Annotated in this window: 20 protein-coding genes; 5 read left to right on the forward strand and 15 right to left on the reverse strand. The window is 48.7% G+C overall.

Annotated features, from left to right (window positions below):
• Nucleotides 1-19 precede the first annotated feature (19 nt).
• A complete protein-coding gene (rpsT, locus tag ABMB67_RS04665; protein ID WP_251221643.1) occupies nucleotides 20-289 on the forward strand; it encodes a 30S ribosomal protein S20 in 270 nt (89 codons plus the stop codon).
• Between the two features lie 74 nt (nucleotides 290-363).
• Here rpsT and holA read toward each other — a convergent pair whose 3' ends face one another.
• Nucleotides 364-1392 (reverse strand): DNA polymerase III subunit delta, encoded by a 1029-nt coding sequence (gene holA, locus ABMB67_RS04670; protein ID WP_251221642.1) that lies wholly within the window; start codon nucleotides 1390-1392, stop codon nucleotides 364-366.
• Nucleotides 1393-1839: 447 nt separating this feature from the next.
• Here holA and ABMB67_RS04675 point away from each other — a divergent pair, with 447 nt between their 5' ends.
• Entirely contained in the window at nucleotides 1840-1977 is a 138-nt protein-coding gene (locus ABMB67_RS04675) for a YqzM family protein (RefSeq protein ID WP_251194249.1), read from the forward strand.
• Between the two features lie 148 nt (nucleotides 1978-2125).
• On the opposite strand, the gene ABMB67_RS04680 is transcribed toward ABMB67_RS04675, so the two are convergent.
• The 4 genes from ABMB67_RS04680 to ABMB67_RS04695 all read right to left on the reverse strand — a co-directional run bounded on the left by ABMB67_RS04680 (nucleotide 2126) and on the right by ABMB67_RS04695 (nucleotide 7097).
• On the reverse strand, nucleotides 2126-4456 hold the full coding sequence (locus ABMB67_RS04680; RefSeq protein WP_354571255.1) for a DNA internalization-related competence protein ComEC/Rec2: 2331 nt from the start codon (nucleotides 4454-4456) through the stop codon (nucleotides 2126-2128).
• Between the two features lie 30 nt (nucleotides 4457-4486).
• On the reverse strand, nucleotides 4487-5047 hold the full coding sequence (locus ABMB67_RS04685; RefSeq protein WP_251221640.1) for a ComE operon protein 2: 561 nt from the start codon (nucleotides 5045-5047) through the stop codon (nucleotides 4487-4489).
• Nucleotides 5048-5126: 79 nt separating this feature from the next.
• Entirely contained in the window at nucleotides 5127-6416 is a 1290-nt protein-coding gene (locus ABMB67_RS04690) for a homocysteine synthase (protein ID WP_354571256.1), read from the reverse strand.
• Between the two features lie 75 nt (nucleotides 6417-6491).
• On the reverse strand, nucleotides 6492-7097 hold the full coding sequence (locus ABMB67_RS04695; protein WP_354571257.1) for a helix-hairpin-helix domain-containing protein: 606 nt from the start codon (nucleotides 7095-7097) through the stop codon (nucleotides 6492-6494).
• A gap of 66 nt (nucleotides 7098-7163) precedes the next feature.
• Here ABMB67_RS04695 and ABMB67_RS04700 point away from each other — a divergent pair, with 66 nt between their 5' ends.
• The gene (locus tag ABMB67_RS04700; RefSeq protein ID WP_251221637.1) at nucleotides 7164-7421 is read left to right on the forward strand and encodes a DUF2533 family protein; all 258 of its coding nucleotides are present in this window, start codon (nucleotides 7164-7166) and stop codon (nucleotides 7419-7421) included.
• Nucleotides 7422-7649: 228 nt separating this feature from the next.
• The gene (comER, locus tag ABMB67_RS04705) at nucleotides 7650-8474 is read left to right on the forward strand and encodes a late competence protein ComER (RefSeq protein WP_354571258.1); all 825 of its coding nucleotides are present in this window, start codon (nucleotides 7650-7652) and stop codon (nucleotides 8472-8474) included.
• Nucleotides 8475-8569: 95 nt separating this feature from the next.
• Here comER and ABMB67_RS04710 read toward each other — a convergent pair whose 3' ends face one another.
• The 9 genes from ABMB67_RS04710 to ABMB67_RS04750 are packed head-to-tail and all read right to left on the reverse strand — an operon-like array spanning nucleotide 8570 to nucleotide 14534.
• Nucleotides 8570-9310 carry a class I SAM-dependent DNA methyltransferase gene (locus ABMB67_RS04710; protein WP_354571259.1) on the reverse strand — a complete coding sequence of 247 codons (741 nt, stop codon included), beginning with the start codon at nucleotides 9308-9310 and terminating at the stop codon, nucleotides 8570-8572.
• A complete protein-coding gene (locus ABMB67_RS04715; RefSeq protein WP_354571260.1) occupies nucleotides 9307-10167 on the reverse strand; it encodes a CvfB family protein in 861 nt (286 codons plus the stop codon). The genes ABMB67_RS04710 and ABMB67_RS04715 overlap by 4 nt, the downstream gene beginning before the upstream one ends.
• Entirely contained in the window at nucleotides 10167-10520 is a 354-nt protein-coding gene (gene rsfS, locus ABMB67_RS04720) for a ribosome silencing factor (RefSeq protein WP_354571261.1), read from the reverse strand. The genes ABMB67_RS04715 and rsfS overlap by 1 nt, the downstream gene beginning before the upstream one ends.
• 45 nt (nucleotides 10521-10565) lie before the next feature.
• Nucleotides 10566-11135, reverse strand: coding sequence for a bis(5'-nucleosyl)-tetraphosphatase (symmetrical) YqeK (yqeK, locus tag ABMB67_RS04725; RefSeq protein WP_251221632.1), 570 nt, complete (start codon nucleotides 11133-11135; stop codon nucleotides 10566-10568).
• Complete coding sequence (locus ABMB67_RS04730; RefSeq protein ID WP_251221631.1) at nucleotides 11104-11700, reverse strand: nicotinate-nucleotide adenylyltransferase; 597 nt, start codon at nucleotides 11698-11700, stop codon at nucleotides 11104-11106. Before ABMB67_RS04730 ends, yqeK begins: the two co-directional genes overlap by 32 nt.
• A 14-nt stretch (nucleotides 11701-11714) precedes the next feature.
• A complete protein-coding gene (gene yhbY / locus ABMB67_RS04735; protein WP_251194259.1) occupies nucleotides 11715-12008 on the reverse strand; it encodes a ribosome assembly RNA-binding protein YhbY in 294 nt (97 codons plus the stop codon).
• Complete coding sequence (gene aroE, locus ABMB67_RS04740; protein WP_354571262.1) at nucleotides 12008-12844, reverse strand: shikimate dehydrogenase; 837 nt, start codon at nucleotides 12842-12844, stop codon at nucleotides 12008-12010. Before aroE ends, yhbY begins: the two co-directional genes overlap by 1 nt.
• A 31-nt stretch (nucleotides 12845-12875) precedes the next feature.
• A complete protein-coding gene (yqeH, locus tag ABMB67_RS04745; protein WP_354571263.1) occupies nucleotides 12876-13985 on the reverse strand; it encodes a ribosome biogenesis GTPase YqeH in 1110 nt (369 codons plus the stop codon).
• Nucleotides 13986-14534, reverse strand: coding sequence for a YqeG family HAD IIIA-type phosphatase (locus tag ABMB67_RS04750; protein WP_354571264.1), 549 nt, complete (start codon nucleotides 14532-14534; stop codon nucleotides 13986-13988).
• A gap of 387 nt (nucleotides 14535-14921) precedes the next feature.
• On the opposite strand from ABMB67_RS04750, the gene ABMB67_RS04755 reads away from it, so the two are divergent.
• Nucleotides 14922-15062, forward strand: coding sequence for a sporulation histidine kinase inhibitor Sda (locus tag ABMB67_RS04755; protein WP_251194263.1), 141 nt, complete (start codon nucleotides 14922-14924; stop codon nucleotides 15060-15062).
• Between the two features lie 78 nt (nucleotides 15063-15140).
• On the opposite strand, the gene ABMB67_RS04760 is transcribed toward ABMB67_RS04755, so the two are convergent.
• Nucleotides 15141-15353, reverse strand: a complete 213-nt coding sequence (locus tag ABMB67_RS04760) for a hypothetical protein (protein ID WP_354571265.1) — start codon at nucleotides 15351-15353, stop codon at nucleotides 15141-15143.
• Nucleotides 15354-15449: the final 96 nt, after the last annotated feature.

The raw sequence follows: 15449 nt of genomic DNA on the forward strand, positions 1-15449 counted from the left end.
CGATCAGGAGGTGAAAGATATGCCAAATATTAAATCAGCGATCAAGCGTGTGAAAACAAACGATAAGCGTCGCGCTCACAATGTAGCGATCAAATCTGCTCTTCGCACAGCTATCAAAAACTTTGAAGCAAAGGCTGCCGCAGGTGAAGTGGAAGCTGCAACTGCGCTATACTCAGAAGCTAGCAAAAAGCTTGATAAAGCAGCAAGCAAAGGACTTATTCATAAAAATGCTGCCTCTCGTCAAAAGTCCCGCTTAGCAAAGCAGCTTAACAGTGTTTCTGCATCATAAGAAAAACGCCTGAGGCGTTTTTTCTTAAAAGAGGGTGTTCCCAAAAGCGTTAGCTTTTCGGAACACCCTCTTTTTCATGCATGCTGGATCGAAGCGCTCGCCAGCTTTAACAGAAGCAGCTCTACTCCGAGCACCTTGTCCACCTTGCCGGATTTAATCGCGTAATCTGTATCGGCGCATTGCTTCAGCAAGGTTAACAGCTGCCGATCCTCGAAACGCCCGGCCTGTTGGCTGGCCAGCTTGACCACATATGGATGGAGCTTAAGCTGGGCCGCCATCTGCTTCTGCGAATAAGCGCGCCGCGTCAGCTCCTTCACCTGGTAATAAATTCTGAGCTGCCGCGCGATCAGCACAAGCAGCTTAAGCGGTTCTTCCTTTTTTTTCAGCAAATCATGGTATAAAAGCAGAGCTTCATGCGCTTGCTGCTTCACCGCCAGATCAAGCAGGGCAAAGACATCCTGCTCGAGCGACCGGGCGACGAGCAGCGCGACGACATCCTCGTCGACCTGGCCGTTCTCCCCGACATATAAAGCGAGCTTCTCGATTTCCGAGGCGAGCAGCAGAAGCTGTGGGCCGACCCGCTCTAACAGATGCTCTTTTCCCCGGCCGGAAAACTGAAATCCTTTTTCCCGCGCCTGATCTTCGAGCCATTCCTCGGTCATTTTCGCGTCGAAAGGTGCACAGTCAACGACCGCCGCATGCTCTTTTAACGCTTTTGTGATTTTTTTTCGTTCATCAAGCTTCTCATATGGACTGACGAGGAGGAGGATCGATTCCGGCAAAGGTGAGGTGAGATAGCGCTCCAATCTGCTCAGATCATGCTCGATTTTCCCTTCCGGTTTCTGGCTCGTCACAAAAAAGAAATCCTGAACAATGACGATTTTCTTTCCGCCAAAAAACGGGAACGTTTCGGCTTCTTCTACCGCGAGCTCAAGCGGCGTATCGAGTAAGCTGTATGTAATGACGTTTTCCTGCTCCACCGCCGCTTTGGCGATCACCTGCTGGGTAATATCCTCCATTAAAAACGTTTGCGTGCCATGCAAAAAATACACACGGTCTATGCCGCCCTGCTCAAGCTTTTTTTTACTTTTAATGTATGACATGACGAACCTTCCTCTTTTTTCCTGCATTTTCTTTCGGCCGTTCGGGTATGCTTACAGTATCTCCTGTTCTTCTAGCTTACCCAAGCTATGTCCAGAAAACAAGGGAAAGAAAGCGAACATAAGGGGTGGAGTCCCTCAGAACCACACCCCATTTATGATAAACGCCAAGCAGCAAGCTCCCGGGTGCGCCTGCCCTCGACGATAACCATAACCGCCTTCAGTTGTTATGATATCCTATTCCGGCGTAAACTATAGGTGACAACTCTTTACAATCAAGCCAGTCGATTGTTCATAAAATAGTTGTTTTTTCCTTTTTCCCCTTACAGCGCTTGCCGCGAAGCTCCGCTTTCAGGAATCAACGTGGACAGCCGGCGGTGTTCCGCTTTTCCGTCTAGCTTTTTAAAGGCTCATCCCGTATACTATAGGTTGAACAAGGAGGGGTGCCAGATGAATCATTTTGAAAAAGACGTACAAAGCAAACGTAATGATGCGATTGATTCTGGTGTGGCCTTTGTCGCCTCTTTCGGTTTCTTTGCACTACTTTTTATCATTGCTAATCTCGTCGATGTATTTAGTGCATTTTAAAAAAACCAAAGTGAGGCCACCAGGCCAAAAAGAGCTGATTTCCACTTCATGTGTGAATCGGCTTCTTTTTTTTGAAAAACATGGTTGAGAAGAAACGATACGGAGACCAACCAGGGCTTTTGGCGATACGCTTGGCCTTCCTCCGCTTCTACGGAAGGTCTTTAGGCGTTTTTCGCGCCCGGGTTACCTTTATTTGTCCATCCTTTAGTTCGAGCCGGACAGCTCCCTGGTTACTTTGCCATACCCCGACATGATGGGTCGCCAAACGTGTCAGCACTTCGGGATGCGGATGGCCGAAACGATTGTTGCGTCCGGCAGAAATGAACGCCGCTTTTGGCTTAAGCTGATCGACAAACGCTTCCGTCGTCGAGGTTCTGCTCCCATGATGACCGACTTTTAAAATATCGGCCTTCAGCTCCGGGTACGCCGCAAGCAGGCGACGCTCCCCGCCCTCCTCAAGATCACCGGTAAAGAGAAACGAAACACCCTCGATTTCCGCGTACAGCACAATCGACCGTTCATTGACGTTCGGATCAGCAGCCGCTTGTTCGTCCGGCGCTAAAATGACAAAGCGATTCTCGCCGACCGCCCAGCTCTCTCCTTTCCCGACAACGCGAATCGGCGCCTGGCGCTGCAACGCAGTCAAAATCTCCCTTTCATGCTCTTCAATGTCCGCACTGCTGTAAAGCACTTCCTTGATGCTGACCGCCTCATTCAATGCCAAGGCCCCGCCAATGTGGTCGAGGTGACCATGCGATAAAATGAGACGGTCGATTTGGCGAATACCGCGTGCTTTTAATTCAGGAACGACAATATCAGCTCCTACATCAAATGGCCGACGACGTCGACACCATTCATCATCAAAATAAGTGACCGTCCCGCCCGTATCAAGCAGATACACCTCCTTCCGATAAGGCAATTCAAGCAAAAAGCTGTCTCCCTGTCCGACATCAAGCATCGTCACCTTTGCCCGGCCATCGAAATACGGGGCAAGTATTTGGACAGCCAGCAGGATACCAAGAACGCACACCGGCATCCGCCACCAGCCCGTCTTGCCCCGCTCCCAGGCAAGACAGCCATAGAGAAGCACTCCGTAGAAAACGATAACGAACGAAAACGACGGTTTCCCGGTAATGATCATCGTCCAGCGCTGCTGGGCCAATTCAACTAAGCCGGAATGCGCGAGGTTCACTCCCCATTCCAACAGAGCGAGGCAAATATTCATAGATGCCGGGAGCCAAAGTGAGAGAAAAAAGCCAAGAAAAACGAGCGGCAGGACGCAAAACGAAATAAAGGGGACATAGAACAAGTTAACGAGTATGCTGATCCAGGAAATTTCGTAAAAATGGAAAAGAAGAAGAGGCATAGCGATTAGCTGTGATAAAGTCGTTATGCTGAGGAGCTGGGCAAGCGGATGATCATAACGACGCTGAATCAGGGGAGCTGATAGAAGCAGGGCAAACGTGATAAGAAAAGACAGCTGAAAGCCAAGCTGAAACAGGGCTGCCGGCTGGATCAGAAGATAGATCATATAAACCGCCGCTACCGCTGCCAAAGGAGGCATCCTGAGCTTGAAACGCAAGCAGACGAGAACGATCATCGTCATGCAGGAAGCCCGAATGACAGAAGGGGCCGCACCGGCGACAATCATGTAAAGCGGGAGGAAACAAAACAGCACGTCAAAGGCCCGTTCACGGGTGATCCCGAAACGAATCAATCCGTAAAAGCCCGCTGCTGTGATGAGACCGACATGCAAGCCGGAGATCGCCAAAAGATGAATAACCCCCAGCTGCTGATAAGCATGGAGAATATCCTCATCAATTAACAGCCGCTCGCCGAATAAAAGAGCAACCATGATGCCGGCCAGCTCTGGAGAAACGGTTTCCTCCATCGCGTCCATCTGTGTCTGCCGCCAGCGCTGGAGCATCGTTCTGACCGTCGTGCCTGTCTGATGACAGTCGATTCCTCCTTGTTGGGCGCGGACAATCCAATAAATATGCTGTTGTTCCATCAAATATTGTCGGTAATCAAATTGGGCAAAATTTGTTGGGGGTAGGGGGCTGGTGAGGGTGCCGTTGATCACACATTGATCACCGGGAGAAAAGCGTTTAAAGAAGCGTTGTTCGCTTTCGCTTGTCAGATAGGCCTGGACGAGAAGCTTTTCACCAGAAGAGGCTTTTACCCGCATCGTCAAACGGTCACCATCGACAACGGGAATATCGGAGATCGTCGCCAGGAGTGTCTGATTGCCGGCCGTATGAACCGTTTCGTGGCGTTCAAGTTCACTAAGCCCGATGAGATAATAAAAGATAAAAACTGCCGCCACGCTGAGGAACAGCAGACGAAACCTCGTTCGCTGCCGGCATACAAAGAAAAGAAAGACGACTGTAAAGAGGCAGTATGCAAAACTTGGACCGCGTAAAGCTAAAATAAGGCCCAATGACGCCGCAATGGCGAAGAAAGGAAGCAACCTCGTCAAAGACTCACCTCCCTGCTTCCCTTTGCCTCATCAGGAAAAGAGCTTGTCAGCCTCGGCTTGGAGCCTTTGCAATTCCTCTTCGTCAGCTCCTGCCTGCTTCAGGCGTTCAAGCAGCCCTGTGGCAAAGGCTTTTTTTTGAAGCTGCTCCTGCTCATTATAAAGATTATGATAAGGAACTTGCACAACGGTCACACCCGCTTCGGCGAACATATCGATCGCGTATGGATGGTTTTTGTAGTCTTCGGCATAATAGACCGTTTTGATCCCGGCTTGGATAAGCGCTTTCGAACAATGAACACACGGGAAATGCGTCACATAAATTTCCGCGCCGTTTGTCGGTACGCCAAACTTGGCACATTGCAGCAGCGCATTAATTTCGGCATGGACCGTGCGAATACAATGATTATCAACGACATAACAGCCTTCATCAATGCAGTGCGCGCCACCAGTCACAGAACCATTGTAGCCGCCGGCGATAATCCGTTTTTCCCGCACAATGGTCGCACCGACCATTAAACGCGTGCATGTGCTGCGCAAAGCGAGCAAATGACTTTGCGCCATAAAATACTGATCCCAGGAAATTCTCTCCACTTCATACACTCCTCTTTCTGTTTGAAAGGAGTTGTCCCAAAAGGACCTCTCGGGGCAACTCCGTTTTTACCGCGGAAGCCTAGGCCTGGCTTTTCTGCAAAGCCTGCTCCAAGTCGGCGATAATATCCTGAATTCCTTCAATCCCAATCGAGAGCCGGATAAGCTCCGGTGAAACTCCTGCCGCTCTTTGGTCGGCTTCACTTAATTGCTGATGGGTCGTGCTCGCCGGATGAATGACCAATGATTTTGCATCGCCGACGTTTGCTACATGTGAAAACATCTCCAAAGCATTAATAAATTGTTTGCCTTCTTCCAGGCCGCCTTTAATGCCAAACGTTAAAATCGCGCCCTTGCCTTTTGGAAGATAGCGTTCCGCGCTTTGATAGGAACGGTGAGAGGAAAGTCCGGCATACGAGACCCATTCCACTAATTCATGCTTATCCAAATATTCTGCCACACTCTGCGCGTTTTCGCAATGACGTTCCATCCGCAAATGCAGTGTCTCCAGCCCTTGCAGCATCAGGAACGCGTTCATTGGCGCGATTGCCGGACCAAGATCCCTCAACAGCTGAACGCGTGCTTTAATAATATAAGCGAGCGGGCCGAGCGCTTCTGTATAGACAAGACCGTGATAGCTTGGATCCGGCTCTGTCAAGCCCGGGAATTTGCCATTATTCCAGTCAAACTTGCCACTGTCAACAATGATCCCCCCGATCGACGTCCCGTGCCCTCCGATAAATTTCGTCGCTGAATGAACGACAATATCCGCCCCATGTTCAATCGGCCGGCAAAGCGCCGGCGTGACAAACGTCGCGTCAACCATCAACGGCAGATTATGACGATGGGCGACTTCAGCAACGGCTGCGATGTCAAGCACATCCCCGTTCGGATTGCCGATTACTTCGGCGAAGACTACTTTTGTTTTTTCATTGATGGCTTCCTCGAAAGCCTCCGGCTTCATTCCGTCCACAAGGCGGACGGTGATGCCAATTTTTTTAAACGTGTGGACAAATAGATTGTACGTCCCTCCATAAAGCGAGCTTGAAGCGACAATCTCATCCCCCGCTTCACAGATGTTCAAAATCGCCAGGTGGATCGCCGAGCTGCCACTCGCTGTCGCCAGTGCCCCAATTCCTCCTTCAAGCTCGGCCATCCGCTTTTCAAAGACATCCTGTGTCGGATTCATAATTCGCGTGTAAATATTGCCGAACTCTTTTAAAGCGAACAGGTCGGCGGCATGCTCTGTATCTTTAAACCCGTAAGACGTCGTTTGATAAATCGGCACCGCTCTTGCCTGCGTGGCTGAATCCACTCCTTGCCCTCCATGAACAGCGATCGTCTCGATCGCCCAGCTTCTCTTTTCTGTCATTTCTTTCTCCTCCCAATTAAACGGAATAATCGTACAGGCTTATTTTATCAGAATATTCTTTTAGTTGAAATGCTTTCATTTGACACTGATATGCTCTCGCAGCTGTTCAAGCGTCTTCGCCCCGATACCCGGCACATCAAGCAATTGCTCGACATCGCTGAATCGTCCTTGTTCCTCGCGATAAGCGATAATCGCTTCCGCCTTCGCCGGGCCAATTCCCGGCAGCTGCTCGAGCTCCGTGGCGTCAGCCTGATTGATCGCGATTTTACCAGCCCGATCCGCTCCGTTACTTGTCGGCATCTCCTCCGTTTCCCCTTCTGTTGGAACATAAATCATCATTTCATCATAGATGCGTTCGGCCAAATTAAGCTGTTGCTCCGCCGCATCCTCCCGAAATCCTCCGGCGCGTTCGATCGCATCATAAACCCGGCTCTCTTCCTCAAGCTCATAAAGGCCGGGTGCCTGCACCGCTCCCTTTACATCAACGATAATCACCTGCTCCGCCGGCGTCTCTTCCTCTGCGGCTGCCTCATTCTCAACTTCAAATAAAAAATCATTACCCGCCTGGGCGACCTCATCTATTTGAGCGTTGCGAAAATGTTGAAAGAGGACTACACTTACTAAAAGAGCTACGACGCCGACAAGAGCAAGCTGTAGCCGATTAGACTTTACTGTTTTCACGGGGATCACTCCTGTTCTAAAATCGGATTTTCGTTCGTGAGAATAAGCAACAAAGGAGAGAAAACAATGGCAGTCCATTTACAAATCAGCGAACAAGTGAAAAAACACCGGCACGCCCAACAGCAATTCCGGGAACTGGATGCAAAACGCGAACAAGCGATTGAATATGCGCTTGCTGAGGCGAAGGCGGGACAGGCGATCAACGTAATCGAAATCAATCGGATTACAAATGAAATGAACCAAATTGCGACGCGCTTTCACTTTCCTGTAAGAAAAACCGTCACAATCGACATGGTCAAGGACGTCATTCAGCGCAGCAAATAAGTTCAGGGGGCTGGGACAAAAGGTTGTTTTTTTACCTTTTGCCCAGCCCTTAGCAATGAGCGAAAAAGGAAGTGTTTCAGTAGCCTTGGAGAGAGTCGGTTTTTTACAACAGTCCTGTGGCAAATGCTGCCATTGCCACTATGAAAAAAGAGGCATATTGACGGTTGTTCTTTCATACACTTCGTCATAACGGTGTTCGTGTGAAAATGAATTGAAGGAGGGGGCATCATGAAAATCGGGATAATAGGGACAGGAAGCATGGGGACCATTCTGCTCGAATCGTTCATTGACTCCGGCCAAATCGCAGCCGAACAAGTAATCATTACGAACCGGACAAAGCAGAAGGCAGAAGCGCTTCAGGCTCGGTTCCCGGATCTGAATGTGGCCGAAGATGGGACGGCTGTCGTCAAGCAGGCCGATGTCACGTTTCTTTGTGTTAAACCGCTACAGTTCCCCGAACTGCTTCGGCAGCTTGCACCCCATTGCCGACCGGAGAAAATCCTCATTTCAATTACAAGTCCGATTGCGGTAAAAGAATTGGAGCATATGGTGGACTGCAAGGTCGCGCGCGCGATTCCGAGTATTTTAAACCGGGCGCTGACCGGCTCTTCGCTTTTAAGCTTTGGCGAAAGATGTACGGATGAAGATCGCCGGCTCGTCACACAAATTATGCGTTCGATCTCGGAGCCTCTGTTGATCGAGGAAGACATCACCCGCGTTTCCTCGGATATCGTCAGCTGTGGCCCGGCTTTTTTCAGCTATTTGGTTCAGCAGTTTATTGAAGGGGCTGTGCGGCAAACAAAAATTTCGAAGGAAGATGCCACTATTCTGGCGACAAATATGCTGATCGGTATGGGAAAATTACTGGAGAAAGAGCATTTCACCTTGCCATCGCTGCAGCAAAGAGTGTGTGTACCCGGGGGCATTACGGGAGAAGGAATCAAAGTGCTGGAAGAGGAAGTGGGACAGATGTTTGATCATCTGTTTCAGCAAACGCAGGAAAAATATGCCGAAGATAAGGAGCTGCTTACAACGGCCTTTGCCAATAAATAAAGCTTCGCACAGCACGCAGCCTCAGAGGTAGATCACGGGAAAGCAGGTAACCCGTTTGATCTACCCTTTTTTTCGCCATTTGCTTGTAAAACCCTTTATTTTTTTGCACAAAAAAAGATTCGCTCGCTGCCTTCATGTGGTGGCGCTTCTTTGAAATCAGCCGTAATGCTTTCTACCGTAAAGCCGGCTGCAGCCAGCCATGCTTCGTATTGCCTGATTGCGAACGTCCGTTGCTTATGCAGCTCTTCCTTTTTAATATAATAAGGAGGCTGATCCTGGATAAAAAAGGTCAGCTCATGCTCGACGCTGGCCTGATGCTCTCCAGGAAAGGCGGTCCAAATGTAAGCAATGTCACCTTCATCATCGGCGAACGTCTGACCGATATACCCTTCTTCAATCTTATGAACGGAATGAACATCAAACAGGAGAAGTCCCCCCGTATGAAGCCGGTTGTAGGCGCTTTCGAACGTAGCCTGAACATCGCTTTCCAGCTCAAGATAATTGAGTGAGTCACAAAAAATCGTGATCAGATCGTAGCTCTCTTCACTAACAAGTCCGGTCATCGATTGCTCCAGCAACGTCGCCCGCACTCCTGCCTTTTCACATTTTTCATTGGCGATCGCCAGCATTTCCGCGGAAAGGTCGACGCCTGTCACCTGGGCTCCTTCAAGCGCAAGGCGGATGAGCAGCTCTCCCGTGCCGCAGCCGACGTCCATCACCGCTTTGTTTGCCAGCTGCCCATCACCAAGCTGCCGCTTGACATATGCGAGCCACTCATCGTAGGGAGCTTCCTTCATCAATTGATCATATAACGTCGCAAATACTTGATAACTCATGATTGCTCCTTCGCATACGTCCAGCCATCGCGCTGTTCAATTTTGTTTTCTTTCATCAGCTTCCCTAATGCTCGTTTAAAAGCCGCCTTGCTCATTTGAAACCGTGCCTTAATGTCTTCCGGCGGTGTTTTATCCCAATAAGGCATCGAGCCTCCCCGTTCAACTAAATAAGCATAGATCCGTTCTGAATCCTCTTGCTGACGCTCCGAGCGTAACGGTCGCGCAGTGACGTTCAGCTTGCCGTCTTCCCGAACAAAAATAACACGCCCCTGGACATATTCGCCGTACCGCGGTTCAGAAGTCATTTCGTCCTGATGCAAAAACGCGATATAGCCTTCATCGGTAAATAGCCTTACTCCTTCATCAAGGAAATGGTAGGCATACCCGCCAACCTCCTCCTTCAGCATCTCAGCAGGCGCCGGCTTCGCCATTTTTTCAATCGGTTCTCCCCGGACGATTCGGGCCATTAAACGACCTTTTTTATCCCACGTTAAAGAGAGCGGCAGCTTATCACCGGGCTGCGGCCAGCGCTCACGGTCATACGGAAGTTCATCCATTGACAGGAACAGATCACGGGCGATCCCGTTATGAAAAAATACTCCATGCCCTGTTCGCACGGAAACCGCTTCAAGCCAGGCAATCTCTCCGACCTTGAGCAAAGGCTCTTCCATCGTCGCCGACAGTCGCCCCTGATGATCGTGATAGAGATACACCTCCACGTTATCGCCTACCTGAACGCCTTCTTTCGCTTCTCGTTGATGAAGAAGAACGTCGATGTTTCCATCGCTTAAAAAGAAGCCGAAGCTCGCCTGACGTACGACCTCTAATGTTACGACAAATCCGGGCTTTAGCTCCATTATCCTAAAACTCCTTCTAACTCAATAATTGGCGCGTCGCCCCACAGCTTTTCCAAATTGTAATACAAACGCTCCTCCTTATGAAAAACGTGAACGACAACATCGCCGATATCGATGAGCACCCAGCGTGCCTGGTCATAGCCTTCCAAACGCTTAATATCGATATCCTGCTCCTGCATGACCTTTTTGATTTCATGGGCAATCGCCTGCACCTGCTTATCAGAATTCCCGTGACAAATGACGAAATAATCGGCAATCAAGGAAACCCCCTTCATGTTCAGGGCCACGATATTTTCCGCCTTCTTATCATCCATTGCTTTTACTGCTAACGATAGCAGGGGGGAATGACTCATTCTCTCACATCTCCTTTTTCATTTTAAGATTTATTAGTTGAAGCACTATGCTTTCTTTGCTTCGGCAATCAAGTGATTATACGTGTCAATCGTTTTTGGATAAACGAGCTGCCCACGCTTCAGCAAAAAGGTTACCGTGTTCGCCAACGCGGCGACAATCGCCCTGTCGAGATCCTTTTGGGCGATTTCCCGTACTTCCTCTACTCCTTTAAATACCCGTCCCGGCTCAATGTAATCGGCCAGGAAGATAATCTTTTCCAGCAGGCTCATCCCCGGTCGTCCGGTCGTGTGGTAACGAATTGCATTCAGGATCTCTTCATCGGTAATCCCCACCTCCTGTGCGACATAATAGGCGCCACATGGAGCATGGAGAAGCTCATCCCCGTAGTCGAGTATACTCTTATCAGATAGTCTTTCCTGAACGAGCGCTCTCATTTCCTCTTTATTACGAAATTTAGCGTAATCGTGAAAAATCGCCGCCAGCTCCGCTTTTTTTTGATCCGCGCCATAGCGTTCAGCGAGTAGGAGCGCGCTCTCGAGCACCCCTAATGTATGCGCATAACGGTGCTCCGTTAAATGCGGTTTAATCCGTTGAAGGGCTTCTTCTCGCTTCATACAATCCTCTTTCCTTTATGATTTTTTCAACCTCATCAGGAACCATATATGTAATCGGCTTCCCTTCCGCCACCCGTTGCCGGATCAGCGTGGAGGAATAATCAACCTGCACCATGTCCAATAGCTCGACTGCTCCTGAATAAGCGGAAGCCGACGTTGAGCCGGGACGCTTCGTGCCGATAAAAGTCACCAATGTCATCAGCTCATCAATCCGATGCCAGTGCGGCAAATAATCGATCATATCACCGCCGATTAAAAAATAAAACATCACATCCGGATAGCGCTTTTTTAACAGCTTCACCGTATCGACCGTATAGGAAGGACCTTCCCGCTCCACTTCAATCGTGGAAACGGAAAAGGTCTTATGCCGCTTCGTCACCTTCTTCAGCATATCAATCCGGTCCTTGTTTGACGCCAATTCATCGCTTTCCTTATGAGGAGGTACATTGACAGGGATGAACCATAGTTCATCAAGCTCATAAGCTAAACACGCTTCCTGCGCGAATAGCATATGGCCAAGATGCGGCGGATTAAACGTTCCGCCAAACAAGCCTATTTTCTTCACGGTTACACCTCCTCTTAGGAAGGGAGAATCAGCTCTTTATGTTCTTTTGATTCTTTGTACAGCACGATCGTATGACCAATGATCTGAACGACTTCGGCTCCCGTCGTTTTCGCCAAAGCGTCCGCCACTTCCTGCTTATCATCCTCACAGTTTTGTAAAATACTCACTTTGAGAAGCTCGCGCGCTTCAAGTGCTTCCGCCACCTGCTTGCTCATATTTTGATTGACGCCGCCTTTTCCGACTTGAAAAATCGGATTTAAATGATGCGCTTTTGAACGCAAAAATCGTTTTTGTTTTCCGGTTAACATCATGACCCTCCTAATTTTTCCAATACAATGTTCTTCATCCGGTTCCGGTCCGGCTGCTGCTTCGTCCAATGCTGAAACGAAAGTGCGGCCTGATTGACAAACATTCCTACACCATTGACCGTTTTCGCTCCCCGCATTGCCGCTTCTTTTAACAGCTTCGTCTCCAGCGGATTATAAATTAAATCACTGACAACCTGATCGCTCGTAATTCGTTCAAGCGACAGTGGAATCTCTTCGACATTTGGACTCATCCCGATCGAGGTTGAATTAATAATAATATCAACTTCATTCAGGCGCCCTTCCGCCTCCTGCTTATGAATCGCTTCCGCCTCTGTTGCGAACTCGCGCGCCAGCTCAAGCAGCGGCTCCGTTTTCTCAAGCGTCCGGTTTGTCATCGTCAGCTTGCCGATTCCTTCGCGCAACAACGCAGTTACGACCCCGCGGGCCGCTCCGCCGGCTCCGATCATCAGCACATGCTTATCAGCTAAAGCGTCCGTTTCTTCCAGCAGCGACTCAACATAGCCGCGCCCATCCGTATTATAGCCGATTAAACAGCCGTCTTCGTTGACGATCGTATTTACAGCCCCGATCTGTTCGGCTTCCTCATCAATTTTATCCAAATAAGGGATGACCGCAACTTTGTGCGGAACGGTGACATTACAGCCTGCAATGCCTAAAGCTCTGATTCCCTCTATCGCCTCTTTCACCTGATCCGGGCTTACATCAAACGCGTGATAGCTCGCGTCAATCCCTAAAGACCGAAACGCATCATTATGAATAAGCGGTGACATCGAGTGTCCGACCGGATGGCCAAGCAACCCAAAGACTTTCCCCATCTTTCTCCCCTCGCTTTTTTCCAGACATATGTTAGATAAGTGACTCGCGGATCGACACCTCAACGCCTTTTGGCGCATAGGCTTCAAGCACAATATGTGTGCCGTTCACCGTTACCCAGCCAAGGCCGGAAAAGACGATGTCAACCTTCTCTTCCTTCACACGAAAACTATGCTTAACGAGCGGCGGCAGGTCCGACTTCGTCTCCGGGCCCGGCGGCGTCAACAGGTCTCCGAGATGCTCTTCATACAGCTGATCGGCTTTTTCCTGTTTCGTGCGATGGATATGAAGTTCATTTGAACAATAGCATGTAAAGGACGTTCGGTCGCCTTTCAGAAAATCAAAGCGGGCGAGCCCGCCCAAAAATAACGTCTGTCCCTCGTTAAGCTGAAAATTCATCGGTTTGATCTCTTTTTTCGGGGTGATGATCTTCAACTCCTGCTTATCTACATGATGCGCCATTTGATGATGGTTAATAATCCCCGGCGTATCATACAATGTGCTTCCGTCATCAAGCGGAATGTCGATCATATCAAGGGTCGTTCCGGGAAAATAAGAGGTCGTAATCAGTTGCTCGGAATCTCCGCCAAACGCTTTAATGATCTGATTAATAAAAGTCGATTTCCCGACGTTCGTACAGCCGACAACGTAGACATCCTTCCCTTCGCGCAGTTCATCAATCGCAGCTGCCACTTCTTCCACACCCTGATTCTTGTCTGCGCTCATCAGCATGACATCAACAGGCTTTAGTCCGAGCTCCTTCGCTGATTTTTTCATCCAGTTCACTAACCGGTTTTGGTTTAGCGACTTCGGTAACAAATCGACTTTATTACCGACGAGGAGAACCGGATTCCCACCGACAAAGCGGTGCAGACCCGGAAGCCAGCTTCCCGTAAAATCAAAAATGTCAACAATCTTGACGATCAGCGCATCCGTCTTGCCAAGCCCGTTTAATATTTTTAAAAAGTCGTCATCCGTCAGGGCGACGTCCTGCACTTCATTGTAGTGCTTCAGACGAAAACAGCGCTGGCATGTAATAACGTCGCGCTCCAAGGCAGAAGGCGGCGCATAGCCCAAGCCTGTTTTGTCCTTCGTCTGTACGGCTACTCCGCAACCGGAGCATATGATTTGTCGTTCTTCCATCTATTCATCCTCCCACTGAATCATTCCACGTCTTTTCATCCAATTCAATACAATCCGTTCCATTCTTCTGTTCAGCCTCGTTGCCCATCCATCAGAACTTGAGACAGGGACGACGAGAATCGTATGCAGCCCGGCCCTGTTACCTCCCAGTACATCAGTAAAAATTTGATCGCCGATCACGACAACTTCATCCTTTGCCAGCCCCATCGCTTGGCAAGCCTGCCGGAACGCTCTGCGCTGCGGCTTTCGTGCTGCATGAATAAATACAATACCCTCCGGCTCCGCAAATGCTTTTACACGCTTACTCGTATTATTCGAGACAATCGTCACCTTCATTCCTGCTTCTCTCAGCTGCTTCAACCAGGCTCGTACTTCCGGCGTTGCGTCAGGGCGGTCCCATTCCACTAATGTATTATCAAGGTCGGTAATAACTCCTTTGATGCCTTTTTTGCGCAAAGCATCCAGGTCAATATTATAAATGCTTTTTTCATATTGATTTGGAAGCAGCTTGTTCAACAAACGCACACACCTCTTTACTGTTTTCTGCACGGACTTCTAATCAAACTTTAACTATACCTGTCCTGTCCAAGATTTTCAATTGATATCCATATTTTTATAGCTCATTAATGCAAATCATTAAAAATTTTTCGACAAGATCAGATGGCAATCAACACTGTGGATAACTTTATACACGGCTAAAAGGTATGTGCTATCAAGCTTTCTTAAAATTATGTACAAGCAATCAACAAGTTATCCACGTTTCTATGTGGATAAATCGAACAGTTGTTCTATTTTACAACTCATGGTAGGATAGGAAGTACAAAGGATCTGAACAACTTACTACCATATGAAATGACGGAAATAAATATACCTGTTTTCTACCATCTATATTAAAGGAGGTGAAACCTGCTCTGACTAACCTGGGCAGGATCCAAAATGGACAACCTTTCAAACGAATTGCTCCTTGAGACATATTTCAAAGCGATTGATTTAGAACTTAACGAAGACTTTATCGAGTTAATTTATCAGGAAATTGTAAAGCGCTCCCTTACCGATAAAATTAAAATGTCCTCTTAAAAGAAGGTGTCCTGAAAGCATTGGCTTTCAGGACACCTTTCTTTGTTTCGCCGCGCGCCCAAGAATAAATGAAGCTGCCTAACGGGGGCCGATGCGAATATATTCTCTTGGTTTAAAAGGAACTGCTTGAGGAACCTCTCCTTCCTGCCTGCCCTGGATAATCACTCCATCAGACGGGTCCAATCCTTTTTCATCTATTATACGCTGGTTCCATTCATTTGCTATCCATCCTGCTGCAATCAGCGTCGTAAAAATGCCTGCTGCAATCGTGCCTTTCTTTTTATTGCTCATAGTCCGTCACTCCTGTTGGAAGAGGTAAATGCTCTCCTCATAGGATGGCGCTTTTTATGGCAAAATATACATATACAGCTGCAAAGAAGCCCGCCA

Source organism: Halalkalibacter oceani, assembly GCF_040544555.1.
Lineage (GTDB): Bacteria > Bacillota > Bacilli > Bacillales > Bacillaceae_D > Halalkalibacter > Halalkalibacter oceani.